The organism is Streptomyces sp. LHD-70 (assembly GCF_031157275.1).
GTDB lineage: Bacteria > Actinomycetota > Actinomycetes > Streptomycetales > Streptomycetaceae > Streptomyces.
The window spans coordinates 298351-321665 of the sequence record NZ_JAVIFW010000007.1 but is presented as its reverse complement, the minus strand read 5'-3'; the positions used below and the strand labels follow the sequence as shown (position 1 = coordinate 321665).

The 23315-nt window shown below is 69.1% G+C and carries 22 protein-coding genes; 7 read left to right on the top strand and 15 right to left on the bottom strand.

The window, feature by feature from the left end; genetic code table 11:
- The first annotated feature begins 16 nt into the window (after positions 1–16).
- From RCO28_RS16410 to RCO28_RS16400, 3 genes are all read left to right on the top strand, one after another.
- Positions 17–802, top strand: a complete 786-nt coding sequence (locus tag RCO28_RS16410; protein WP_308941865.1) for an electron transfer flavoprotein subunit beta/FixA family protein — start codon at positions 17–19, stop codon at positions 800–802.
- A gap of 99 nt (positions 803–901) precedes the next feature.
- Complete coding sequence (locus RCO28_RS16405; RefSeq protein ID WP_308941864.1) at positions 902–1864, top strand: electron transfer flavoprotein subunit alpha/FixB family protein; 963 nt, start codon at positions 902–904, stop codon at positions 1862–1864.
- 137 nt (positions 1865–2001) lie between these two features.
- On the top strand, positions 2002–3018 hold the full coding sequence (locus RCO28_RS16400) for a LysR substrate-binding domain-containing protein (RefSeq protein WP_308941863.1): 1017 nt from the start codon (positions 2002–2004) through the stop codon (positions 3016–3018).
- A 94-nt stretch (positions 3019–3112) separates the two neighbouring features.
- On the opposite strand, the gene pntB is transcribed toward RCO28_RS16400, so the two are convergent.
- The 13 genes from pntB to RCO28_RS16335 form a co-directional block, all read right to left on the bottom strand.
- Entirely contained in the window at positions 3113–4540 is a 1428-nt protein-coding gene (gene pntB / locus RCO28_RS16395) for a Re/Si-specific NAD(P)(+) transhydrogenase subunit beta (protein ID WP_308941862.1), read from the bottom strand.
- Positions 4537–6096: a Re/Si-specific NAD(P)(+) transhydrogenase subunit alpha gene (locus RCO28_RS16390; protein WP_308941861.1), complete on the bottom strand. Its 1560-nt coding sequence runs from the start codon at positions 6094–6096 to the stop codon at positions 4537–4539. The genes pntB and RCO28_RS16390 overlap by 4 nt, the downstream gene beginning before the upstream one ends.
- A gap of 25 nt (positions 6097–6121) precedes the next feature.
- Positions 6122–7222: a putative sulfate exporter family transporter gene (locus tag RCO28_RS16385; RefSeq protein ID WP_308941860.1), complete on the bottom strand. Its 1101-nt coding sequence runs from the start codon at positions 7220–7222 to the stop codon at positions 6122–6124.
- Complete coding sequence (locus RCO28_RS16380) at positions 7222–8382, bottom strand: acyl-CoA dehydrogenase family protein (protein WP_308941859.1); 1161 nt, start codon at positions 8380–8382, stop codon at positions 7222–7224. The genes RCO28_RS16385 and RCO28_RS16380 overlap by 1 nt, the downstream gene beginning before the upstream one ends.
- Positions 8379–9557, bottom strand: coding sequence for an acyl-CoA dehydrogenase family protein (locus RCO28_RS16375; RefSeq protein WP_308941858.1), 1179 nt, complete (start codon positions 9555–9557; stop codon positions 8379–8381). The genes RCO28_RS16380 and RCO28_RS16375 overlap by 4 nt, the downstream gene beginning before the upstream one ends.
- Entirely contained in the window at positions 9554–10810 is a 1257-nt protein-coding gene (locus tag RCO28_RS16370) for an acyl-CoA dehydrogenase family protein (RefSeq protein WP_308941857.1), read from the bottom strand. The genes RCO28_RS16375 and RCO28_RS16370 overlap by 4 nt, the downstream gene beginning before the upstream one ends.
- A gap of 1 nt (position 10811) precedes the next feature.
- On the bottom strand, positions 10812–11846 hold the full coding sequence (locus RCO28_RS16365; RefSeq protein ID WP_308941856.1) for a phosphotransferase family protein: 1035 nt from the start codon (positions 11844–11846) through the stop codon (positions 10812–10814).
- 91 nt (positions 11847–11937) lie between these two features.
- A complete protein-coding gene (gene fabG / locus RCO28_RS16360) occupies positions 11938–12693 on the bottom strand; it encodes a 3-oxoacyl-ACP reductase FabG (RefSeq protein ID WP_308941855.1) in 756 nt (251 codons plus the stop codon).
- A complete protein-coding gene (locus tag RCO28_RS16355; RefSeq protein ID WP_308941854.1) occupies positions 12690–13376 on the bottom strand; it encodes an HAD family phosphatase in 687 nt (228 codons plus the stop codon). Before RCO28_RS16355 ends, fabG begins: the two co-directional genes overlap by 4 nt.
- Positions 13376–14134 carry an SDR family oxidoreductase gene (locus RCO28_RS16350; protein ID WP_308941853.1) on the bottom strand — a complete coding sequence of 253 codons (759 nt, stop codon included), beginning with the start codon at positions 14132–14134 and terminating at the stop codon, positions 13376–13378. Before RCO28_RS16350 ends, RCO28_RS16355 begins: the two co-directional genes overlap by 1 nt.
- Positions 14135–14178: 44 nt before the next feature.
- Positions 14179–15396 (bottom strand): acetyl-CoA C-acetyltransferase, encoded by a 1218-nt coding sequence (locus RCO28_RS16345; protein ID WP_308941852.1) that lies wholly within the window; start codon positions 15394–15396, stop codon positions 14179–14181.
- A gap of 173 nt (positions 15397–15569) precedes the next feature.
- On the bottom strand, positions 15570–16604 hold the full coding sequence (locus RCO28_RS16340; RefSeq protein ID WP_308941851.1) for an NADP-dependent oxidoreductase: 1035 nt from the start codon (positions 16602–16604) through the stop codon (positions 15570–15572).
- The gene (locus RCO28_RS16335) at positions 16604–17533 is read right to left on the bottom strand and encodes an amidohydrolase family protein (protein WP_308941850.1); all 930 of its coding nucleotides are present in this window, start codon (positions 17531–17533) and stop codon (positions 16604–16606) included. Before RCO28_RS16335 ends, RCO28_RS16340 begins: the two co-directional genes overlap by 1 nt.
- A 129-nt stretch (positions 17534–17662) precedes the next feature.
- On the opposite strand from RCO28_RS16335, the gene RCO28_RS16330 reads away from it, so the two are divergent.
- The 4 genes from RCO28_RS16330 to RCO28_RS16315 are packed head-to-tail and all read left to right on the top strand — an operon-like array spanning position 17663 to position 21178.
- The gene (locus RCO28_RS16330) at positions 17663–18652 is read left to right on the top strand and encodes a zinc-binding dehydrogenase (RefSeq protein ID WP_308941849.1); all 990 of its coding nucleotides are present in this window, start codon (positions 17663–17665) and stop codon (positions 18650–18652) included.
- The gene (locus RCO28_RS16325) at positions 18649–19101 is read left to right on the top strand and encodes a hypothetical protein (RefSeq protein ID WP_308941848.1); all 453 of its coding nucleotides are present in this window, start codon (positions 18649–18651) and stop codon (positions 19099–19101) included. Before RCO28_RS16330 ends, RCO28_RS16325 begins: the two co-directional genes overlap by 4 nt.
- The gene (locus RCO28_RS16320) at positions 19098–19547 is read left to right on the top strand and encodes a hypothetical protein (protein WP_308941847.1); all 450 of its coding nucleotides are present in this window, start codon (positions 19098–19100) and stop codon (positions 19545–19547) included. The genes RCO28_RS16325 and RCO28_RS16320 overlap by 4 nt, the downstream gene beginning before the upstream one ends.
- A complete protein-coding gene (locus RCO28_RS16315; protein ID WP_308941846.1) occupies positions 19544–21178 on the top strand; it encodes a 3-(methylthio)propionyl-CoA ligase in 1635 nt (544 codons plus the stop codon). Before RCO28_RS16320 ends, RCO28_RS16315 begins: the two co-directional genes overlap by 4 nt.
- A gap of 225 nt (positions 21179–21403) precedes the next feature.
- Here RCO28_RS16315 and RCO28_RS16310 read toward each other — a convergent pair whose 3' ends face one another.
- Complete coding sequence (locus RCO28_RS16310) at positions 21404–22396, bottom strand: ABC transporter substrate-binding protein (RefSeq protein WP_308941845.1); 993 nt, start codon at positions 22394–22396, stop codon at positions 21404–21406.
- Positions 22397–22480: 84 nt separating this feature from the next.
- Positions 22481–23215: an ATP-binding cassette domain-containing protein gene (locus RCO28_RS16305; RefSeq protein WP_308941844.1), complete on the bottom strand. Its 735-nt coding sequence runs from the start codon at positions 23213–23215 to the stop codon at positions 22481–22483.
- Between the last annotated feature and the right edge of the window lie 100 nt (positions 23216–23315).

The following is a 23315-nucleotide window of genomic DNA, read 5'->3' as shown; positions in this document are numbered from 1 at the left end:
GTGAGGAAGACTTGTGATGACGATGAGGATCGTTGTGTGCGTGAAGTACGTCCCCGATGCCACGGGCGACCGGTACTTCGCGGAGGACCTGACCACTGACCGGGATGCGGTGGACGGGCTGCTGTCGGAGCTGGACGAGTACGCGGTCGAGCAGGCGCTGCGGATCGCGGAGGCAGCGGACGATGCGGAGATCACCGTGGTGACGGTGGGTCCGGAAGACGCGAAGGACGCGCTGCGCAAGGCGTTGTCGATGGGTGCGGACAAGGCACTGCACGTGGAAGACGACGATCTGCACGGCACCGATGTGCTGGGCACGTCGCTGGTGCTGGCGAAGGCCGTCGAGCACACCGGTTACGACCTGGTGCTCTGCGGTATGGCCTCGACCGACGGCAGCATGGGCGTGCTGCCGGCGATCCTGGCCGAGCGACTCGGTGTGCCTCAGATGACGCTGCTGTCCGAACTGGCGGTCCAGGACGGCGTGGTCACCGGCCGCCGGGACGGCGACTTGGCCAGCGAGGAGCTGCGGGCCGCCCTGCCGGCAGTGGTCTCGGTGACCGACCAGTCCGGTGAGGCGCGATACCCGTCGTTCAAGGGGATCATGGCGGCGAAGAAGAAGCCGGTGGAATCCCTGGACCTGTCGGATCTGGGCATCGAAGAGGACCAGGTCGGTCTCGAGAACGCGTGGACGACGGTCCTCGAAGCGACTCAGCGCCCGGCCCGTACGGCCGGCACGATCGTCAACGACGAAGGCGAGGGCGGCAAGCAGCTCGCGGCCTACCTCGCGGAGGGACGGTTCGTCTGATGAGCAGCCGTGCCTGTCAGAAGCTCGTCAGTCGTCGGACCCATTCCCCGATCCCCGCTCGCCCCACCTTCATCGCCTTCGCAGGAGAGTGTCCTACCCATGGCTGAAGTTCTTGTCTATGTCGATCACGTGGACGGTGCCGTCCGCAAGCCCACCCTGGAACTCCTGGCGCTCGCCCGCCGGATCGGTGAGCCGGTGGCGGTCTTCCTCGGCTCCGGTGTCGACACCGCCGCCCCGATGCTGGCCGAGTACGGCGCTACGAGAGTGCTGGCGGCCGATGTGCCGGAATTCGGCGCGTACTTGGTGGCTCCGAAGGTTGACGCGCTGCAGGCCGCATACGCGACGGTCTCCCCGGCCGCGGTGCTTGTGCCGTCTTCGGTGGAGGGCAAGGAGATCGCCGCGCGTCTGGCGGTGCGGACACGTTCGGGACTCATCACCGACGCCATTGACCTGGAGGCGGGGGAGGAGGGGCCGGTGGCGACCCAGTCGGTGTTCGCCGCGGCGTTCACCACCAAGTCCCGGGTGTCCAAGGGCACGCCGGTGATCACGGTGAAGCCGAACTCGGCCGCCCCGGAGGTCTCCCCGGCGGCGGGTGCGGTGGAGCAACTGGCCGTCACCGTCGCCGACTTGTCGAAGGGCACGGAGGTCGTCTCCCGTACTCCGCGTGAGTCGACGGGGCGTCCGGAGCTGACCGAGGCCGCGATCGTGGTCTCCGGTGGCCGTGGCGTCAACGGTCAGGAGAACTTCCACATCATCGAGTCCCTCGCCGACTCGGTGGGAGCGGCGGTGGGTGCCTCCCGTGCGGCGGTGGACGCGGGCTGGTACCCGCACGCCAACCAGGTCGGGCAGACCGGTAAGAGCGTGTCTCCGCAGCTGTATGTAGCCGTCGGTATCTCGGGTGCGATCCAGCACCGGGCCGGCATGCAGACGTCGAAGACGATCGTGGCGGTCAACAAGGACGCCGAGGCGCCGATCTTCGACCTGGTCGACTACGGCGTGGTCGGTGACCTGTTCCAGGTTGTCCCGCAGCTGACCGAGGAGATCAGCGCCCGCAAGGGTTGACCGGCGCCGGGTCGGTGACAGTGAAAGGTGGCGGGCCCGCGAGCGCGGGCCCGCTGCGGGCGCTTGTACGCGATGGACGGCGGCGGGAGCACCCTGAGCGCGTCGACATGCCAGAGCCGGAACATTACGCTTCCCGCATGGATTTGCGTCAGATGGAGTACTTCCTCGCAGTCGTCGACCATGGCGGGGTGAACAAGGCCGCGGCGGCCTTGCGAGTGGCGCAGCCTTCCTTGTCGCAGGCGGTTCGCAAACTCGAAAAGGACCTTGGTGTCGAGCTGTTCTTCCGTGTCGGCCGGGGGCTTGTCCTTGCGCCCGCCGGCGAAGCGTTCGTCGGCCCCGCCCGCATGATTCTCCGCGAGGTCGATTCCGCCCAGAATGCGGTCCGGGACGTCATCGAGGTGCGGACCGGGCGCATTGACATCGCTTCTCTGTCGGACCTGTCCACGGACCCGATCTCCGTCTGGGTCGCCAGGTTTCGAGCGGTGCATCCAGAAGTCAAGTTCCGGATCGAGGAACGCGATGATCCGGCCGACGTCATCGCGCTGGTCAAGTCGGGCGTCTGTGAACTGGGATTTCTCTCTGCGCCCGTATCCGGCGCCGATGTGGCGGTAGATGAGCTGGTGGACCAGCGGCTCGTACTCGTCAGCCCCCCAGGCACCGAGGACCGATGGCCGGCCCGCGTGCCCATCGGCACGTTGTCCGGTGTCCCCCTGGTGCTGGGTGAGCGTGGCACCGCGACAAGGGACTACATCGAGAAAATGCTGCGGACCCACGGTGTTGAACCCCGCATCGTCGTGGAAGTCCGGCAACGAGGTGCCGTATTGCCGATGGTTCTGGCCGGCGGCGCCGTCGCCATCATTCCTCTTCGGGTGGCATTGGACGCTCGCCACCGGGGTGGTGTGCTGAGAGAACTCACCCCGGGCCTTTCCATGGGAATCGTGGCGATCCACCGGCGTGCCCAATTGACCGCCGCGACATCGCAGTTCCTCGGCTTTTCGAAGCAGTCGCTGAACGACTGGGTTCGAGCCATCGACAGACGCATGGCCGAAGGTGATTCACTCGTCGATGCCGCCGTGCAAACGGCGAACGAGACAGACCAGAAAGTGCGCCAGGCCAACCTCGATATTTCCCCTTGGGGAGTTCGGCGTGGCTAGCCGCCTGTTCCCCGCCACCGTGCACCACCTCGATGCCGGCACGCTGCTGCGAACCGGCATCTCGGTGGTGTCGTCAACGCGTACGGAGACGGCGTCAAAGGGCCTTGAGGATGTCTTCGACGCGATGCTTGGCGTCGCCGAAGAGCATCTGGGTGTTGTCCTTGAAGAAGAGAGGGTTCTGGACGCCCGCATACCCAGTGGCCATGGACCGCTTGAAGGCGATCACGTCCTTGGCCTCCCAGACCTGGAGGATGGGCATGCCGGCGATCGGCGACCCCGGCTGATCGATGGCGGCCGGGTTGACGGTGTCGTTGGCGCCGATGACGAGGACGACGTCGGTGTCGGGGAAGTCGTCGTTGATCTCGTCCATCTCCTGGACGATGTCGTACGGCACCTTGGCCTCCGCGAGCAGGACGTTCATGTGCCCCGGAAGGCGGCCGGCGACGGGGTGGATGCCGAACCGGACGTTGACGCCCCTGGCGCGCAGGACCTTGGTGAGCTCGGCGACGGCATGCTGCGCCTGCGCGGTGGCCATGCCGTACCCCGGTGTGATGATGACCGAGGAGGCGTCGGCCAGCAGCCCGGCCGCATCGTCGACGGTGATCTCGCGGTGCTCGCCGTGGTCGCCCTCGACCGCGGCGGACCCGGCCTCGACGCCGAAGCCACCGGCGATGACGGAGAGGAACGACCGGTTCATCGCCGTGCACATGATGTAGCTCAGGTAGGCACCGGAGGAGCCCACGAGGGCACCGGTGATGATGAGCAGATCGTTGCCCAGGAGGAAGCCGGCTGCCGCGGCGGCCCACCCGGAGTAGCTGTTGAGCATCGACACGACGACGGGCATGTCGCCACCGCCGATGGATATCACCAGGTGCCAGCCGAGGAACAGCGCCGTGACCGTCATGCCCCCCAGCAGCAACTGCCGGGTGAGCTCCGCGTCGTGTGAGGTCAGGGAGTAGATGACCGTCATGACAGACATCGCGGCGACAAGGGCGAGATTCAATGCGTTGTGCGCCGGCAGGACCAGCGGGGCACTCTTGATCTTCGCGGACAGCTTCAAGTAGGCGACGATGGACCCGGTCAGGGTCACCGCACCGATGAAGATCCCGACGAAGACCTCGACGTCATGGACGGTCGGGTATGCCACGTTCTCCTCGTACGAGCTGTTCCAGCCGACGAGGACGGCCGCGAGACCGACGAAGCTGTGCAGCATCGCGATGAGCTCCGGCATACCTGTCATCTCGACGCGCCGGGCCAGGGCGATGCCGATGACGGCCGCGACCGCCATGGCGGGGACGATCAGCGCGAGCCCGGGCAGCCCGCTGCCCTCGGACGCCGGTTCGCCGTCCGTCGTGGTGCCCGCGACCGCGGCCACGACCGTGGCGATCAACGCGATCGCCATGCCGGCGATGCCGTACCGGTTGCCCATGCGGGCGCTCTCATGCTTGGACAGGCCGTTCAGGGCGAGGATGAAGAGCAGGCCGGCGACGATGTACGCGCCCTGGACGAGGGTGTGATTCATCGGGACGCGTCCTCCTTCTTGAACATCTGCAGCATGCGAGCCGTCACGGTGAACCCACCGAAGACATTGATGGTCGCGAAGAGGACACCGACAAAGGCGATCAGCCAGTGGCCGTACTGCCCGACCTGGAGGAGCGCGCCGACGACGATGATCCCGGAGATCGCGTTCGTCACCGACATGAGCGGTGTGTGCAGCGCGTGGTGGACGTTGCCGATGACGTAGTAGCCGATGACGACCGACAGCATGAACACCGTGAAGTGGCCGAGGAACGGCGGCGGTGAGAACGCGGCCAGCACCAGGAAAAGCGCCGCCGCGGCACCGAGGATGCCCAGGCGGGTGCCCTGACTCATCGGCTTCTTCTCGGGTTGGGGCTCAGGCGTGGCAGTGGCGGCCGGGGCAGCGGGCGCCGCGGAGACCTGCACCGGTGGTGGTGGCCAGAGCACCTCACCGTCGTGGCATACGGTCATCCCCCGCTGGACGACATCCTCCAGGTCGAGGGCGAGTTGGCCGTCCTTCTCCGGCGTCAGCAGCTTCATGAGGTTGACGAGGTTCTGTCCGAACAGCTGAGACGCCTGAGTGGGCAACCGCCCCGGCAGGTCGGTCCAGCCGAGGAGCGTCACGCCGTTGGCTGTGACGACCTTCTGGTCCGCCTTCGTGCCCGCGACGTTGCCGCCGTTGGACGCGGCCATGTCGACGATGACACTGCCGCGCTTCATGGAAGCGACCATGTCCTCGTCGATGATCCGGGGCGCCGGACGACCCGGAATCAACGCGGTCGTCACGATGATGTCGACCGTCGGCACGATCTCCCGGTACATCTCAGCGGTCCGCCGGTTGAACTCCTCGCCCATCTCCTTGGCGTAGCCGTCGGCGGACGGGCCGGTGTCCAGGCCTTCGAGGTCAGGGCGGAGGAACTCGCCACCCATCGACTCGACCTGATCCGCGACCTCCTGCCGGGCGTCGAACGCTTTCACCACCGCACCCAGACTGTTTGCGGCGCCCATCGCGGCCAGCCCGGCAACACCCGCACCGATCACAAGGACCGTCGCCGGCGGCACCTTGCCGGCCGCCGTCACCTGGCCGGTGAAGAGCGAGCCGTACGCGTTCGCCGCCTCGATGACCGCCCGGTACCCGCCGATGTTCGCCATCGACGACAACACGTCCAGCGCCTGCGCGCGGGAGATGCGGGGGACGGCATCCATCGCGAGCCCGGTGACACCCCGGACGGCGAGGGCCTTGAGGAGGTCGGGGGCCAGGGCCGGCGCCATCAGACTCGCTACGGTCTGCCCCGGGCGGAGACGGGACACCTCCGCGTCATTCGGGGCATTGATCTTCAGGACGATGTCGGCGTCCCACACCTCCGGGCCACAGGTCTCGGCGCCGGCCGCGCGGAACGCCGCGTCGTCGAACGCCGCGCCGTCGCCGGCCCCGGATTCGACGGACACGGCATACCCCAACTTGATCAGCTGCTCAACGGTCTTCGGGGTAGCAGCAACCCGGGTCTCACCCGGTTCGGACTCCAGTGGAATCCCGATACGGCGAACGATCGCCGTCATGGCCGGCCTCCTTGGGGCGGGTAGGTCAGTTGGTGACAAGCAGCGTTCCGGCGTACGAGAACGCCATGATGAACACGGTGGCGAGAACGGCCAGACCGGCCTCGGCACGGCCCCGGCGCAAGAGGGTGGGAAAGTGCACGCCGGCACCCATCCCGAAGAGCGCCATGCCGAGGGCGGCGCTCTGCACCCGGCCGGCCACGTCGAGGGCACCCTGCGGGAGGACGCCCGTCGTCCGCAGGACGACACAGCCGACGAAGGCGACGACGAAGAGCGGGACCATCGGAGGGTGGCTCCGGGACGCGCTCGACTGACGGAGCGCACGCCGTCGGCGGAACCCCGCCGCCGCGACCATGGGGGCGAGCATGATGACCCTGGTCAGCTTGACGACGACGGCCACCGCCAGCGCACCGGCACCGGCCGCACTCGCCGCTCCGACGACCTGGCCGACGTCATGGATGCTCGCCCCGACCCAGATCCCCATCTGGTGACCGGTGAGCCCGAGCGGGCCCTGGAGCAGGGGGAGGCCGAGCATGGCCGCGGTCCCGCACAGGGTCACCAGGGCGACGGTGACGGCGACGTCTTCCTCGTCGGCCTCCGCCGTCGACTTCATCGCGGCGATGGCCGAGGCCCCGCAGATCGCGAACCCGGTCGCGAGAAGGAGTCTGCGCGGGCTGCTGAGTCCCCACAACCGCCCCACGGCACTGGTCATGAGGAAGGTGACCAGGAGGGTCGCGATGACCATGGCTATGGTCGGGAGGCCCAGGGCGACGATCGATCCGACGGAGACGGCCAGCCCGAGAAGTGCCACTCCGACCCGGAGCAGTCGCTTGCCGGCGAGCTTCAGCCCCGGCGCGCACGCCTTGGGTATCAGGTTGAGATTGGCGAACAACGCACCGAGGACGACGCAGAAGGTCACCTCGCCCACCGCCGGGACGACTTGGTGCAAGAGTGCGGCCACGGCGAGACCGGCGCCGGCCAGGGCAATCCCCGGGACGTGGGTCAGCGGTCCGCGGAGCAAACGCGAGGGCGCCGGACCCGCAGCACCGACTGCGGCCTGAGACGACGGCGCCGTAGGCCCGGGACATCGTCCCGTCGCGACGGATCCATCGGGAACTTCCGTGGCCATCAGCGACACTCCCTGTCCGGGACGATCCCGACGAGGTCGCCGAGGCGGGCCCGATGCCGGACAGGGGTGCCGAGTGCGACCTGGTCCGCGACGGCGCGCTTCAGCCGCAGGTGTGCGGGGTGCTCCCAGGTCATCCCGATCCCACCGTGGAGTTGGACGCACTCCTCGGCGGCACGGATCGCGACCTCGCCGCACACTGACGCGGCCACTGCTACCGCCACGGGTGCGTCGTCGGGGTCGTCGGCGAGCGCGGCCGCGGCGTACCGGGCTGCGGCGCGGGCGCCTTCGACGGCGATGTGGAGGTCCGCAAGACGATGCTTGACCGCCTGGAAGCCACCGACGACCCTCCCGAACTGGCGGCGCACCGTCAGGTAGGACACCGTCTCGGCGAGACACCAGTGCGCGAGACCGACCTGCTCCGATGCGAGCAGCCCGGCGCCGGTGAGCAGACCGGCCCGTACGGCTTCCTCCGCGGCCGGCCCACGCACCACCAGGCGGGCGCGGGCGCCGTCGAGTCGGACCGTGGCCAGCGGACGGGTCATGTCGAGGGCCACTCCAGGGGTGACCCGGACCGCGGCGCGGTCGACGAGCCAGAGCCCCGCACCGTCCGCGCCGAGTGCCGGCACAAGGAAGGTGTCGGCATCCGCACCGGCCACCAGCGTCGCCTCACCGTGCAGGCCGTCCGGCTCCTCCCGGACGGTGAACACCGGGCCGGAGGGGTCCGTGGACCAGGGGAGGAGGAGCGTGAGGACGGACTCCCCGGACGCCGCGGCCGCCAGCGTGTCGCGTACCGCGCTCTGGTCCGCGGGCTTCGCGGACAGCAGGTGTACGAGGGTGGACGTGGCGATGACGGCACTGGTGAGGAAGGGGACGGGAGCAACGGCCGAGCCGAGCTCCTCAAGGACGGTTCCCGCCTCGCGCGCACCTGCCCCGGCGCCCCCTGCCTCCTCCGGGACGAGGAGCCCGGCGAGTCCCAGATCGACGGCGATACTCCGCCACAGCGGCGCAGCCAGAGAGTGGGCGCCGTCATAGGTGGCAGCAACATCGTCGGACGCGCACCGGTCGGCGAGCAGTTTGCGGACGACGGTCCGGACCGACTCCTCGTCCTCGGACTCGACGAGCGAGAGCCGGACCGGGCCGGAGCCAAGGGGGAGAGTCATCGGGGGACCTTCTTCCAAGGGACGTCCTTGTCCACCCGGGCCTCGCCCGGGAGGCCGAGGACACGTTCGGCGACGATGTTGCGCAGGACCTCGGACGTTCCGCCCTCGATCGAGTTGCCCTTCGCGCGCAGGTAGCGGTAACCCGGCCCCCGGCTCAGGAAGTCGACGGACGCCGGCCGCACCAGAGTCCAGTCGTCGTACTGAAGTGCCGCATCGGGGTCGAGTTCGAGTTCGAGCAGACTGATGCTCTGGGCGAGGTCGGCGAACATCACCTTCATGGCGGCGCCTTCGAATCCGGGCGCACCTGTCGCGAGCCGCTGACGAAGCCGGGCGCCCGTGAGACGGAACACCTCGGCGGCGACCCAGCGCTCCATGACGCGGTCGTGCACGGCGGCGCCGCGGACCTCGGGGTGCTTGCGCCACAGTTCCGCGACCTTGGAGATCATTCCCGATTCGCGATGGGCCTGGTCCCCGCCGATGGCGACCCGTTCGCTGCTCAGCGTGGCGTTGGCGACCTTCCAGCCGTCACCGACCGCACCGAGCCGTGCCGTGTCGGGAATGCGGACATCGGTGAGGAACACCTCGTTGAACTCGGCCTCCCCGGTGATCTGGCGCAACGGCCGGACCTCGACTCCCGGGGCGGACATGTCGAGGATGAAGTACGACAGTCCGCGATGCTTCGGCACGTCCGGGTCGGTGCGCGCGAGGAGGATGGCGAAGCGCGCGACGTGGGCGCTGGAGGTCCACACCTTCTGCCCGTTGACGACCCAGTGGTCACCTTCGCGCACCGCGCGCGTCGCGACCGCGGCGAGGTCCGACCCGGCGCCCGGCTCGGAGAACAGCTGGCACCAGACCTCTTCCCCGAGCCAGAGCGGTCGCAGGTAGCGGGAGCGCTGCTCCGGGGTTCCGAACGCGAGGATGGTGGGCGCCGCCATACCGACGCCGATGCCGACGTGGCCGGAGGGGTTGACCGGAGCGCCGGCCGCACGGAGTTCGGTGTCGACGACGTCCTGAAGGTCGCGTGCGAGTCCCAGCCCGCCGAGCCCTTCGGGGAAGTGCACCCACGCGAGCCCGGCGTCGAACTGAGCTCGGTGGAACACCGACGGGTCGGTGTTGGCCGGCGGGTACGTGCGCAGCAGCTCGGCGACGCGGGCACGCAGCTTGTTCACGGTCATGACCTCAGCTCCAGGGGGCCGCCACCTCTGGCGCGGCGCTCGGCGGCTCTTCGTATCTCGCCGCGGGAGAGGGCGTTGCGGTGCACCTCGTCCGGCCCGTCGGCGAGCCGCAGCGTGCGGATGCTCGCGAAGGCGCCGGCGAGCACGGTGTCCTGGGAGAGCCCGGCCGCACCGTGCACCTGGATGGCCTTGTCGAGGATCCATTCGACCGTGGTCGGGGTCGCCGCCTTGATCGCCTGGATATCGGCGTGCGCGGCCTTGTTGCCGAGGCGGTCCATGGTCCACGCGGTCCGCAGGACCAGGAGGCGCAGCTGATCGATACGGATACGCGACTCCGCGATCCACTCCCGGACAACGCCCTGCTCGTCGAGACGCCGGCCGAAGGCCACCCGCTCACCGGCCCGCGCGCACATGAGGTCGAGGGCGCGCTCCGCGACGCCGATGGACCGCATGCAGTGGTGGATGCGGCCGGGGCCGAGCCGGGCCTGGGCGATGGCGAAGCCGTCGCCCTCACCGAGGATGAGGTTCTCGCGCGGCACCCTGGCGCCGTCGAAGACGATCTCCGCGTGTCCGCCGTGATCGCGGTCGTCGTAGCCGAAGACACTCATCCCGCGCAGGACCCGCACGCCAGGTGTGCTCCGGGGCACGATGACCATCGACTGCTGCCGGTGCCGCTCTGCCGTGGGATCGGTCTTGCCCATGACGATGAGCAGTTCGGCGTCGGGGTTCATCGCGCCGGTGATCCACCACTTGCGTCCCGTGATGACGTACGCGTCGCCATCGGACTCGATCCGGGTCTCGATGTTGGTCGCGTCCGACGAGGCGACGGCCGGCTCCGTCATCGCGAAGGCGGAACGGATGCTCCCGTCAAGCAGGGGTTCGAGCCAGCGCTTCTTCTGCTCGGGCGTCGCGAACATCGCGAGGACTTCCATGTTCCCGGTGTCCGGGGCGGCGCAGTTGAGCGACGCAGGCCCGAGCCGCCAGGCCCGGCCGGTGAGTTCGGCGAGCGGGGCGTACTGGAGGTTGGTGAGGCCGGCCCCGTGCTCTCCAGGGAGGAACAGGTTCCACAGTCCACGACGGCGCGCCTCGGCCTGCAGTTCTCTGACGACGGGGAGCCGGGTCCACGCCCACGGGTCGTCGGCGTCCTCGATCTGCTCCTCCAGGGCCGGTTCTGCCGGGTAGACGTGCTCGTCCATGAATTCGGCGAGCCGTGCCATGAGCTCCCGGGTCCTGTCGTCGTACGCGAAGTCCATGTCAGCTCCATTCCTTGAGGAGGGCGATGCCTTCGCCGAAGAGGGGCTCCACGAGGGCGCCGACCGTGTCGAAGCCGGCGCCCACGGTGTGTCCCTGGGAGTGCCGCAGATGAATGCCTTCGAGGATCACGGCGAGCTTGAACGCCGCGAGGCCCAGGTAGAAGCCGAGTCCCGCCGGGGGCAGCGGCCCGGTGCGCGCGGCGTACCGTTCCACGAGCTGTGCCGCGGACGGGTGGCCGGGGGCGCGGGAGATCGTCGTGATGACCTCGCCACCGGGGATCTCGGCGACACGTCCGTACACGACGAGAAGTGCCAGGTCGGTGAGGGGGTCACCGATCGTGGCCATCTCCCAGTCGATGACGGCCCGTACCCCGGACTCGTCGACGAGGAGGTTGTCAAGGCGGTAGTCGCCGTGCACGATCCGGGCCGCCGACTCGGTGGGCACCCGGGCCGCGAGAGCGGCGCGCAACTCCTCGGCCCCGGCCAGTTCGCGTGAGCGGGAGGCGTCGAGCTGCCGGCTCCACCGGGACACCTGGCGCCCCAGGAAGCCTTCCGGGCGGCCGAGTTCACCGAGCCCCACGGCCGACGGGTCGACCGCGTGGAGATCGGCGAGGACGTCGATCATCTCCTCGGCGATCTTCCGGGTGCGGGCCGCGCCCAGCTCGCGCAACTCGCTCTCGTCCCGGAAGGCGGTCCCAGGCACGTACTCCATGACGTAGAAAGGCGCGCCGATCAGGCCCGGGTCGGTGCACACAGCGAGGACCTGCGGCACGGGCACGGCCGTCGGGGCAAGGGCGCTCATGACCCGCGCCTCGCGCCCCATGTCGTGGGCGGTCTCCAGGACATGGCCGAGCGGTGGCCGTCGGACGATCCACTGGTGGCGGCCGTCCCCGACGAGGTAGGTCATGTTCGACTTCCCGCCGACGATGACCTGGCCGGTGCACTCGCCGATGTGCGGGTCGACCTCGGCCCGGAGGAATGCGCCGACGACATCGAGGTCGAGGCCGGGCAGTTTCTGGTTGCGGTCGTCGGCCATCACGGCACCAGGTGGGCGGGGGCCCGGACGACGTGGACGGGGCGGGTGCCGCCCCCGATTGCGAGGGTGACGTCGAAATTTCGCATGGCTCTCAGTCCTTCGGTCCGCCGGCGACGTAGATGACCTGGCCGTTGACGAATCCGGCATCCTCGCGGGCGAGGAAGGAGGCGACGGCGGCGATGTCGGCCGGTGTCCCGACCCGGCCGGCCGGGATGTCCTTGACGCCGTGCTCGACCAGTTCCTCGAAGGAGACGCCCATCCGCTCGGCGGTCGTGCGGGTCATGTCCGTGGCGATGAACCCTGGCGCGATGGCGTTCGTCGTGACGCCGAACTTCCCCAGCTCGATGGCGAGCGTCTTCGTGAAGCCCTGCAACCCGGCCTTGGCGGCCGCGTAGTTGGCCTGGCCGCGGTTGCCGAGGGCGGACGTGCTCGACAGGTTGACGATGCGACCGAAGCCCGCCTTGGTCATGTGCCCTTGCGCGGCACGGGACATGAGGAAGGAGCCGCGGAGGTGGACGTCCATGACGGTCGACCAGTCGTCGTTCGTCATCCGGAAGAGGAGGTTGTCGCGGAGCACGCCCGCGTTGTTGACGAGGACCGTCGGCGGGCCGAGCCGCTCGGCGACGTGCGCCACCCCGCGCGCCACCGAACTCTCGTCGGAGACGTCGATCGGGACGGCGAGGGCACGGCCGCCGGCGGAGGCGATACGGGCGGCAACCTCGGCACAGGCCCGCTCGTCCAGGTCGGCGACGGCCACGGCGAGGCCGTCCGCGGCCAGCCGCTCCGCGACGGCGGCGCCGATGCCCCGGGCGGCACCCGTGACGAGGGCGATGCGTGGGGACGTCATGCTCGGGTCTCCTTGCTCGATTGGGACGTGGTCGATCCGACGGCTGTGCCGGATTCGAGGAGGGACAGCAGCGCGTCGCGGGTGGCGCAGGCGTCGCTGTGGTGGACGGCGTGGAGGCCGGCCCGGCGAGCGCCCTCGACGTTGGGGCGGGCGTCGTCGATGAACGCGACCCGCTGCGGCGGCAGTTCGAGGCGAGCGCACAACAGCCGGTAGATGTCCGGGTCGGGCTTGCGCAGCCCCACCTCACCGGAGATGACGACGGGCTCGAAGCGGCCGTCGTGGAGCCGCTCCGGGTAGGTGTTCGCCCAGCTGTTGGAGAGGACGGCGACCCTGGTGCCGCGTGCCCGCAGCTCGTCCGCCAGGTCCCACATCGCCTCGTCGGGGTGCAACCCGGCGAACATGCCGGCGAGCAGCCCCGCGGGCTCGGGGCGGCTTCCGTCGGTGCGGCGGAGCCGGGCCGCGAGCGCGTGCTCGAACCCCGCCGCGTCGAGCCGTCCGGTCTCCAACGCGTGGATCGGAGAGTTCTGTTCGGCGTCCCGGCCGAGCCAGGCGCGCAGGCAGTCGGTGAAGCTCTGCGCATCGATGCCGGACGCGGTACGCCACTGCGCGAGCGAGTCGGCCATGGAGGTGGTGAGCACCCCGCCGTAGTCGAACGCGACGGCCTCGACCGGGGCGGCGGCCATCACTCCCCCTCGCCGACGAAGAGGTGTCCGCCGTCGACGACGAGGGTCTGCCCGGTCGTCCATGCGGCGTCGTCGGAGAGGAGGAAGGCCACCGCACCGGCGATGTCCTCGGGCTCACCGAGACGCCCCATCGGGTACCCCTTGAGCACGGCCTCCTCGCGGCCTTCGTAGAGCGCGGTGGCGAACCGGGTCTTGACCACTGCGGGCGCGACGGCGTTGACCCGTATGCGGGGCGCGAGTTCGACCGACAGCTGGGACGTGAGGAAGGAGAGCATCGCCTTGGTGGCCCCGTAGAAGCCGATCCCGGTGGACGGCCGGAGCCCGGCGATGGACGACACGTTGACCACGGCGCCGGGGCCGCGTTCGCCCATGCCGGCCTCGCGGGCCAGACGGATCCAGTCCAGCGCGGCAAGGCAGTTGACCTCGAAGATCTTGCGGGCCGCCGCCGGGTCGATGTCGAGCAGCGGGCCGTACACCGGGTTGATGCCCGTGTTGTTGACCAGCAGGTCGATGCCGCCGAAACCCTCTACGGCCGCGGCGACCGCCGCCTGCCGGCTCTCCGGCTGCTCGGCGCTCCCGGCGACATACCTGACCTGGTCCGGAGTGCCGAGCGCGGCGGCGGCCTCCTTGAGGGCGGCTTCCTTGCGCGCCGTGATGACGACCCGCGCGCCGCCTGCGACGAGCCGCTCCGCGATGGCGTGGCCGATGCCGCGGCTGGCACCGCTGACCAGGGCCACCTTGCCGTCGAATGGCTTCATGACTCTCTCCTCCACGGGGGGATCTGGGTTTCCCGGAACGGCGTTCAGGCGAGGCGCTCGATGACCATGGCCATCCCCTGGCCGCCACCGACGCACATGGTCACGAGGCCGTGTTCCTTGTCCTCGGTGCGCAGTGCGTTGAGGAGTGTGGTGGTGATGCGCGCACCGGTCATGCCGAACGGGTGGCCGAGCGCGATGGCCCCGCCCTTGACGTTGAGCCGCTCCTCGTCGATGCCGAGCTCGCGCGCGGACGCGATGACCTGGGCAGCGAAGGCCTCGTTGATCTCGACGAGGTCGATGTCCTGGATCGACATGCCCGCGAGCTCAAGGGCCTGCCGGGTGGCCGCCACGGGACCGAGGCCCATGATTTCCGGGGACAGGCCGGTGACCCCCGTCGACACGATGCGGGCCAGCGGCTGGAGACCGAGCTCGCGGGCCCGGACGTCGCTCATGACGACCAGGGCGGCCGCACCGTCGTTGAGGGGACAGCAGTTGCCCGCGGTGACCGTCCCGTCGGGACGGAACACCGGCCGCAGCGCGGACACCGCTTCGAGGGTCACGCCGGGCCGGGGACCGTCGTCGGTGGCGACGACCGTGCCGTCCGGCAGTGTCACCGGGGTGATCTCGCGGGCGAAAAAGCCGTCGGCGATGGCCTTCTCGGCCCGGTTCTGGCTGCGTACGGCGAACTCGTCCTGGTCGGCCCGGGTGACGCCCTTGAGCTGGGCGAGGTTCTCGGCGGTCTGGCCCATGGCGATGTACGCGTCGGGCAGCAGCCCGGCCTCGCGGGGGTCGGACCAGGTCAGCCCACCCTCGGCTAGCCGCTCGGTCCGCTCCTGGGCAGGCGCGAACACGGGGTTGTACGTGTCCGGGAGGCTGTCGCTGTTGCCGTGCGCGTAACTGCTCACGCTCTCGACCCCGGCCGAGAGGAACGCATGCCCCTCGCCGGCCCGGATCGCGTGCATGGCCATGCGGATGGACTGGACGCTGGATGCGCAGTAGCGCGTCACCGTGGTGCCGGGCAGCTGGTCGAGCCCGGAGAGGACCGCGACGACCCGGCCCATGTTGTGACCCGAATCCCCACCGGGCAGACCGCAGCCGAGGATCAGGTCACCGAGCTCGGCCGGGTCGAGGTCGGGTACCGCCTGGAGTGCCGCCTGCACGACATGCGCGGCGAGGTCGTCGGGCCGGATGTGCTTGAGCGATCCCTTGACGGCTCGCCCGATCGGCGAGCGGGCCGCGGAGACGATGACGGCCTCTGGCATGACGCGTCCTTCCGGAATTGATTAAAGGGTTAATGTCGACACTGAGTTGCCAAAAAACAGGCGGCCACAGGTGGCACAGGCCGCTGCCCGGCACCCGGAGAGCGTCAAGTGGACGCTCTCCGGGCGCCGTTCCCCGTTCCCCTGTTCCCCCGTTGGCCCGAGCCGGCGCTCGGTCAGTTCCCGGCCGGAGAGCCGGCGTTCGCCGGAGCCACCTCGACGAGCTGCTTGCCGAAGTTGCGGCCGGTGAGCATGTTGATGAACGCCGACGGCGCGCCCTCCAGGCCGCCCTTGGCGACATCCTCACGGAACCGGATGCGCCCGTCCTTGACCCAGCCGGCCAGTTCGGCGATGGCCTTGGGCCAGTACTCGCGGTGGTCGGCGATGACGAAGGAGTAGAGGTTGACCCGGTGGAGCAGCAGGTGGCTGATCCCCTTGAGGCCGTACGGCTCGTCGCGGTTGTAGTCGCTGATGTTGCCGCACAGGACGACTCGGCCGTGGTCGTTCATGCGCGGCAGAATCGCATCGAGGACGGGACCGCCGACGTTCTCGAAGAGGATGTCGACCCAGTCGGGGGTGAGCTCGGCGAGCCGCTGCTCGAAGTCGTCGGCGCGATGGTCGAGGCACGCGTCGAAGCCGAGTTCCTCCTTGACGTACCGGCACTTCTCCGGGCCGCCTGCGATGCCGACGACCCGGCATCCCCTGATCTTGGCGAGCTGGCCGACGACGCTGCCGACCGCGCCCGACGCCGCCGTGACGACGACGGTCTCACCGGGCTTGGGATCACCCAGGCGCAACAGGCCGTAGTGCGCCGTGGCCCCGGTCATGCCGAGGACGTGCAGGGCCAGCGAGACGTCCCCTGCGCCGAGCTCGACGATCCGGGCAGTGTCCTTCGTGACCAGGCCGTACTCCTGCCAGCCGAGCATGCACGCCACGTGGGCGCCCACGGGCAGCGCGCTTTCGTTGCTCTCGACGACCTCGCCGACCGTGGCGCCGGGCATCGTCTGGCCGGGCTTGAGCGGCTCGACGTAGGACCGGACCGGGTTCATCATCGGCCGCATGTACGGGTCGAGGGAGAGGTAGCGGACGCGGACGAGCGCCTGGCCGGGGCCGGGAGCGGGACGCGGGGTCTGCTCGATGAGGAAGTCGCCCTCGCCGACCATCCCTTGGGGGTGGTCACGCATCGCGACGCGCACGGAACCCTCACCCATCACTTGCCCACCTTCCGGAGCAGCCGCTCGGCGTTGCCGTACATGTAGGCGTGCAGCGCCGCGTCGTCGAGGTCGAGCTCGCAGGTCTTCTGGACGCCCTCCTCGATGCCGCAGAACGAGTAGGCCGACGCGTAGACGAAGCGGTTCGGCAGCCAGTTGACGCCCTCGGCGTAGGCCTGCCCGCCGGGGGCGAACATGTAGACGTCGGGGGAGACGAACACGTTGTGGACCCCGGTGACCTCGCTCTTGAAGGCGAGGGCTATGGCCTCGTTGACGTACGGGTAGCAGCCGTGCCCGAGGATGACCGGCATCCCGGGGTGACGGCGGGCCACCCGGTCGAAGCGGACCGGGTCGGTGTGGCTGATGTCCGGGCCGGCGAGCGGGCCGGTCATGAACAGCAGCGGGACGCCGAGGTCGGCGATCTTCTCGTACAGCGGGAAGAGCTGCTCGTCGTCCGCGTACATCGGCGTGCGGGCGAGGCCCGGTTCGAGGCAGACGCCCACCAGATTCAGTTCCTTCACCGCGGTGTCGAGGCCGGCGATGATGTCGTCCATCGGCTTGTCGAAGTCGATGCCCGCGAGCCCGAGGACGCGGCCGTCGCTGCGCTCGCTCAGCTCGGCGAGGTCGGGGTCCTCGATGTGCACCGGGACCGGGCGGTTCACCGAGTGCCGGCCGTTCATGATGCCGAGCCGGACTCCGGCCGAGTCCATCTCCCCGATCATCGCTTCGAGGGCGCGCTCCTCGGCGTTCGGGAACGGGTCCGTGCTGATCGTGTACGACCGCGGCACCGGGTCACCCATGACGCGGTTCACGGCGCCGACGACGGTCGGGGTGAAGAAGAGGCGGTAAGGCCCGGTCGGCGGGCGGAGACGGAAGTCGATGATCCGGCCGCGGAGGCCGTCGAGTCGCTCGGCAGGGGTGCGGGTCATAGCTGATGCCCTTCTCTTGGTCAGGCGGAGGTGTCCGTGTTCTTCGGCCACCGCTGTCGCGCTGTCGCTCTGGCAGAGTAATCCTCGCCGGTGTTATTGTCGACAGTAATCTGAAGGAAGGTTTGATCAATGCGTGCTGTACGGATCCGTCCCACTCCCGACGGCGGTGTTCCGGTCGTCGTCGACGTGCCCGCGCCGACTCCCGGTCCCGGGCAAGTCCTCGTCCGCGTACGGGCGTCGAGTCTCAACCGCGGAGAGCTTCTCCAAGCCGGCCGGGTGAAGGACGGCGATCCGGTGCCCGTCGGTGTCGAACTGGCCGGGGAGATCGAGGCGTTGGGGGAGGGCGTCACAGGCTGGAAGCCCGGGGACGCCGTCGTCGCGCACGGCACCGGCACCCAGGCCGAGTTCGTCGTGGTCTCCGCGGGCGCCTTGGTGCGGAAGCCGGAGAGCAGCACCTGGGCAGAGGCCGGGTCCTTCCTCAACGTCTCTATGACGGCTCACGACGCGCTCGTCACCAACGGCCGCATGGCCCCCGGCGAGGCCGTCCTCGTCAATGCCGCGACGGGCGGCGTCGGACTCGCGGCCACCCAGATCGCGCGGGCGCTCGGCGCCGGCACGGTCATCGCGACGACGACCTCGGCGTCCAAGGTCCAGACCCTGTTCGACCAGGGGGCCCATCACGTCATCGATGTGTCCTCGCGGGACCAGGTGTCCGCCGTCGCGGATATCACCGACAACCGGGGCGTCGACGTCATCGTCGACTCTGTCGGGGGCACGGTGTTCGACGACAACCTGACGTCGCTGGCCGTCAAGGGCCGCCTCGTCCAGGTGGGCCGGATGGGCTCGGGCCGGGCCGAGATCGACCTGACCAAGCTGTGGCGCAAGCGGCTGAGCGTCATCGGCGTCACCTTCCAGACCCGGACCGAGGAGGAGCGGATCGACTGCATCCGAGCGGCCGAGCGCGACCTGTTCGACCTCTGGGAGCGCCGGGTCATCGTGCCGGTCGTCGACCGCTCGTTCCCCATGGAGGACATCGGTGCGGCATACGACCACATGACGAAGAGCGGGCACATCGGCAAGATCGCGTTGCTCACGACCTCCTCGGCCGGTGACCGGTGAACGTCGCCGGCCACCGCGACAAGTTGGACCGCCTTGTGGCCCTTCGTCAACGCCTCGACCCGATCGAGGACTTCGAGCTCTGGTACTGGACCACGCTGACGGCGTGCACCAACGCCTACAACGCCTGCGTCCACGATGCCGGGCTCACGGTCGCGGAGACCGCCTTCTCCACGATTCCGGGAATGTACGTGGTCCCGGACGCCGACGGCTCATGGCACCGCGAGCTGCGCGAGCTCGGAGACGTCAGCCACGTCGGCTGGCCCCCCGTGGACGGTGACAAGCCCGACGACATCGTCCGCCTGGAACACGCCGTCCACCGCATCGAGGAATTCCGCGACCCGTGCCTACGAGGGAACCGACGGCCCGACGCCGGAATCGTGGCCGAGTGCGACGACGCCTTCGCGGTCGTGACCAGGGCACTGGCCCAACGTCTGAAGGCGGCAGCATGAACATCGAACGTCACGTCGAGCTCGCCTCGAACATCGGACGCTCGCTCGCGCATCTCGGCCCGGACGACCACGAGATGGCCATCGAGGCCGCGATGCTCGCCGGCACCCACTGGCTCAACGCCGCCCTGCACGCGGACCGCATCGCCGACGAGGACGAGGACGTCGTCCACTGCTCGATGCTCGTCGTCAACACGGTCCGCAAGTACGCGGTCGCCGAGCCCGCCCTCGTCGGCGCCCTTCAGGAGATCGAGGATCTGCGTCCCCTTCACGTCCGCGGTGACGTTCCCGGCGGATCCGCCGCCGGACACCGCGCCCTGGATCTGCTCGCCGCCATGCGGCTGCGAGCCATCGATGCCATCACCGCCATCGACGCCATCGACGCAATCGACGCCATCGAAGCTGAGGGCTCCACCCACTCCGCCGACTCACTTCAGGAGGCCCGGTGAACGGCCTGATGATGCACCAGCAGCTCCTCGTCTCCTCCCTCCTCACGCACGCCGAACGCCACCACGCGAACACCGAGGTCGTCTCGGTCCGTTGCGAGGGCGACATTCACCGCTACACCTTCCGCGACCTGGCCCACCGCAGTCGGCAGGTCGCCCAGGCTGTCGAGGCCCTGGGAGTCGGACCGGGCGACCGCGTCGCCACCCTCGCCTGGAACGGCTACCGCCATCTGGAGCTGTATTACGGCGTCTCCGGTGCCGGGTCGGTTCTGCACACCCTCAACCCGCGCCTGCACCCGGACCAGCTCGTCTGGATCATCAACAACGCCGACGACTCGGTCCTCTTCTTCGACCTCACCTTCGTCGACCTCATCCGGCAGATCGCCCCGCGCGTGCCGTGCGTGCGCAAGTTCGTCCTGCTGAGCGACGCCGAGCACCTGGCAGCCGCGTGGCCCGCCGACGACGCCCTCGAAGTCGCTCCGTACGAGGACCTCGTGGCGGCGCAGGACGGCGACTACACCTGGCCGACTTTCGACGAGAAGCAGGCCGCCTCCCTGTGCTACACGAGCGGCACGACCGGCCACCCGAAGGGCGTGCTGTATTCGCACCGGTCGACCGTGCTGCACTCGTACGGCGTCGCCCTCCCCGACTCGATGGGCCTCTCGGCACGCGACGTGGTCATGCCCGTCGTGCCGATGTTCCACGTCAACGCGTGGGGCATCCCGTACGCCGCATGCCTCACCGGGACGAAACTCGTGCTGCCCGGCAAGGACTTGAGCGGCGCGGCCCTCACCGCGCTCCAGGAGGCCGAGGGCGTGACGATCTCCGGGAGCGTCCCCACGGTCTGGCAGGGGCAGTTGGACCACGCCCGCGTCCACGGCATCACTCTCGACAGCCTCCAGCGGGCCGTCATCGGAGGCGCCGCCTGCCCCGCCTGGATGCTCCGTGAGCTCCAGGATGTCCACGGGGTCCGGGTGATCCACGGCTGGGGCATGACGGAGACGAGCCCCTTGGGCGCCGCGTCCGTCCTCAAGCTCTGCCACGACGGACTCGACCGCGACGCCCAGGAGGCCGTGCTGGCGAAGCAGGGCCGCACTCTGTTCGGCATCGACCTGAAGATCATCGACGACGAGGGGGCCGAACTGCCGTGGGACGGCCGGACGCCGGGCCACCTCATGGTGCGAGGTCACTGGGTCACCAGCGGGTACTACCCCCCAGGGCGCCCGAGTCCCCTCATCGACGGCTGGTTCCCGACCGGCGACGTCGCGACGATCGACCCTGAAGGGTTCATGCAGATCACGGACCGGAGCAAGGACCTCATCAAGTCCGGCGGCGAGTGGATCAGTTCGATCGAGATCGAGAACCTTGCCATGGACCACCCCGAGGTCGAGACGGCCGCCTGCATCGGCGTCAGGCACACGAAGTGGGATGAGCGCCCGATCCTCGTGGCCGTCCGGCGACCGGGCTCCACACTGACGGCGAAGGAGCTCCTCGGGTCATTCACCGGGAAGATCGCCAAATGGTGCGTCCCCGACGATGCGGTCTTCGTCGAGACGTTGCCCATGGGGGCAACGGGCAAGATCCTCAAGGCACCCTTGCGGAAGCAGTATCAGGAGCGCCTCATGAAGGGCTGACCGGGGGCGTTTCCCTCACCGAAGCCGCCGTCGAGCGGCCCCTGAACCAAGGCCTGGACGGTCGGCAGCGGGTCGTTCGACGGCGGCTTCGTCGTTGTACGCCGGCACAACACCCCGCACCGCAAAGGGCCCCGCCCCGGCCTTCGCCACCCATGCGTTCCTGGTGGCGTTGGTCGGGGCGAGGCCCTCAACTAGTGCGCAAAGAACCGGAGTTCGCGCCGGACCCTACTGTCCGCAGTCGTTGTCGACCGCGCTGAACGGCACGGCGTTCGGCGCCCCGGCGGAAAAGGCCACGTTCGTCTTCCAGGCGGCGGCGTCGGTCGACGTGACGAACGACTTGTGGACCTTGTCCCAGAGCCGGCCGGCGGCATCCGGCTTGAGCCCGAGCAACTTCGACAGCGACTTCACACCGGCGTCCCGATTCGCGTCGTCGTTGATCCACTTCACCGCGGAGTCGAGCGCCCTGCAGAACTTGTCGACGGTGCCCGGGTTCTGCGCCTTGAAGTCCTTCGTGGTTGCCCAGAGGACCTGAAGGCCGTCCCGGCTGAGCTCACCGGCTTCGCCTTCGAGAGCGTTCGAGAACGGCACGAGGTCAAGCCCGTGCGAAGCCATGGTGATGTAACTGGACGTTGATCCGATCACGGCATCGACCTTGCCGTTCCTCAGGGCGGGCTCCATCGTCACCACCCCGCCCACGGCCACGAAGGTGACGGAGCCGGGGTCCACACCTGTCTTCTTGAAGATCGCCCGTGCGTATTTCTCCGTCGCAGACCCGCGTGAGAGGACGCCGATCCGCTTTCCGTCCAGGTCCTTCACGTCCGTGATTCTGCTGGACTTCGGGGCGATGAACTGCATGTCCATCTTGCCGTAGGGCGGCAGCAGCGCAATCGGCTGACCCTGCTTGATCGACGGGAGGATGTTGTCCGGGCTCACGGCCGTGATCTGCGTCGATCCGCCGATGAGCTGCGCCGCCAGCTCAGGTCCTGACTTCGCGATCGAGGGTTGGACATCCAGCCCCTCCTTCTCGAAGAAGCCCTGCTCGTCGGCGATGATCGCGGGGAAGGTGATGGAGTTCTGGTTGAAGCTGCCGAGGGTGATCTTCGTACCGTTGGCTGCGCCTTGGTCACCGGAGGCGCCCTGGCTGCCACCGGAGCAGGCAGTCAACAAGACGAGTGCGAGACCGAGCCCGGCGGCAGCCGGCTTGCTGGCCTTGTTCATCCTGAGCCTCCTCTACTTCTACTGTTCGGTGTGGTGTGGACCGGGGGAAATTGACGGCGGAACGGCCGAGGGTGCCGCCGGCGTTCACCGGCGCAGATGAACACGGAGCCGCTCAAGGATGTCCTGATACGTGGAGTCCATCGCGATGTGCGTCAGATCCCGGGGCCGCTCGATGTCGACCATGACGTCGTCGAGGATGCCGCCCTCTCCCATGAGCACGACGCGATCGGCGAGTGCGACGGCCTCGCCGAGATCATGAGTGACGAACATGACCGTGCGGTGTGCCTCTCGCTGCCACAGGTCCAGGAACTCGTTCTGCGCCGATCGCCGCGTGTTGACGTCAAGCGCGGCGAACGGCTCGTCCATGAGGAGCAGTTCCGGGTCGAGGGCCCAGGTACGGGCCAGTGCGACCCGCTGCCGCATCCCCTGCGAGAGCTGCCAGGGGAAATGCTTCTCATGGTCTGCGAGGTGGACGGTCGAGAGCCAGTGGGAAGCGATCTCCTTGCGTACGGCCGTGGGCTTCAACCCGCGCAATTCCAGGCCGTATTGCACATTGCCCGATGCGGTGCGCCAGGGGAGCAGGGCATCGCGAGCGAGCATGAAACCCATTCGCTTGCGGGCGGCTTTGGGCGCGGACCCGAGGACCGTCACCGCGCCGCCGGCCGCCTCGACAAGGCCGGCTGCCATGTTGAGCATGGTCGTCTTGCCGCAGCCGCTCCGGCCGACGACGGCCAGGAACTGGCCGGCGGGTATCGTCAGGTTGAGTTCTTTGAGGATCGTCCGGAGCCCGCCGTCGCCGTCGGGGAAGGCGACGGTCACGTTGTCGAACGTCACGGCGTCGGCTGGGCTCGCGCCGTCCTGAAGTGACGGTGTGTCAGTGGTAGCGGGATCTGTCTCGGATATCTGCGCTCGGGCTGGC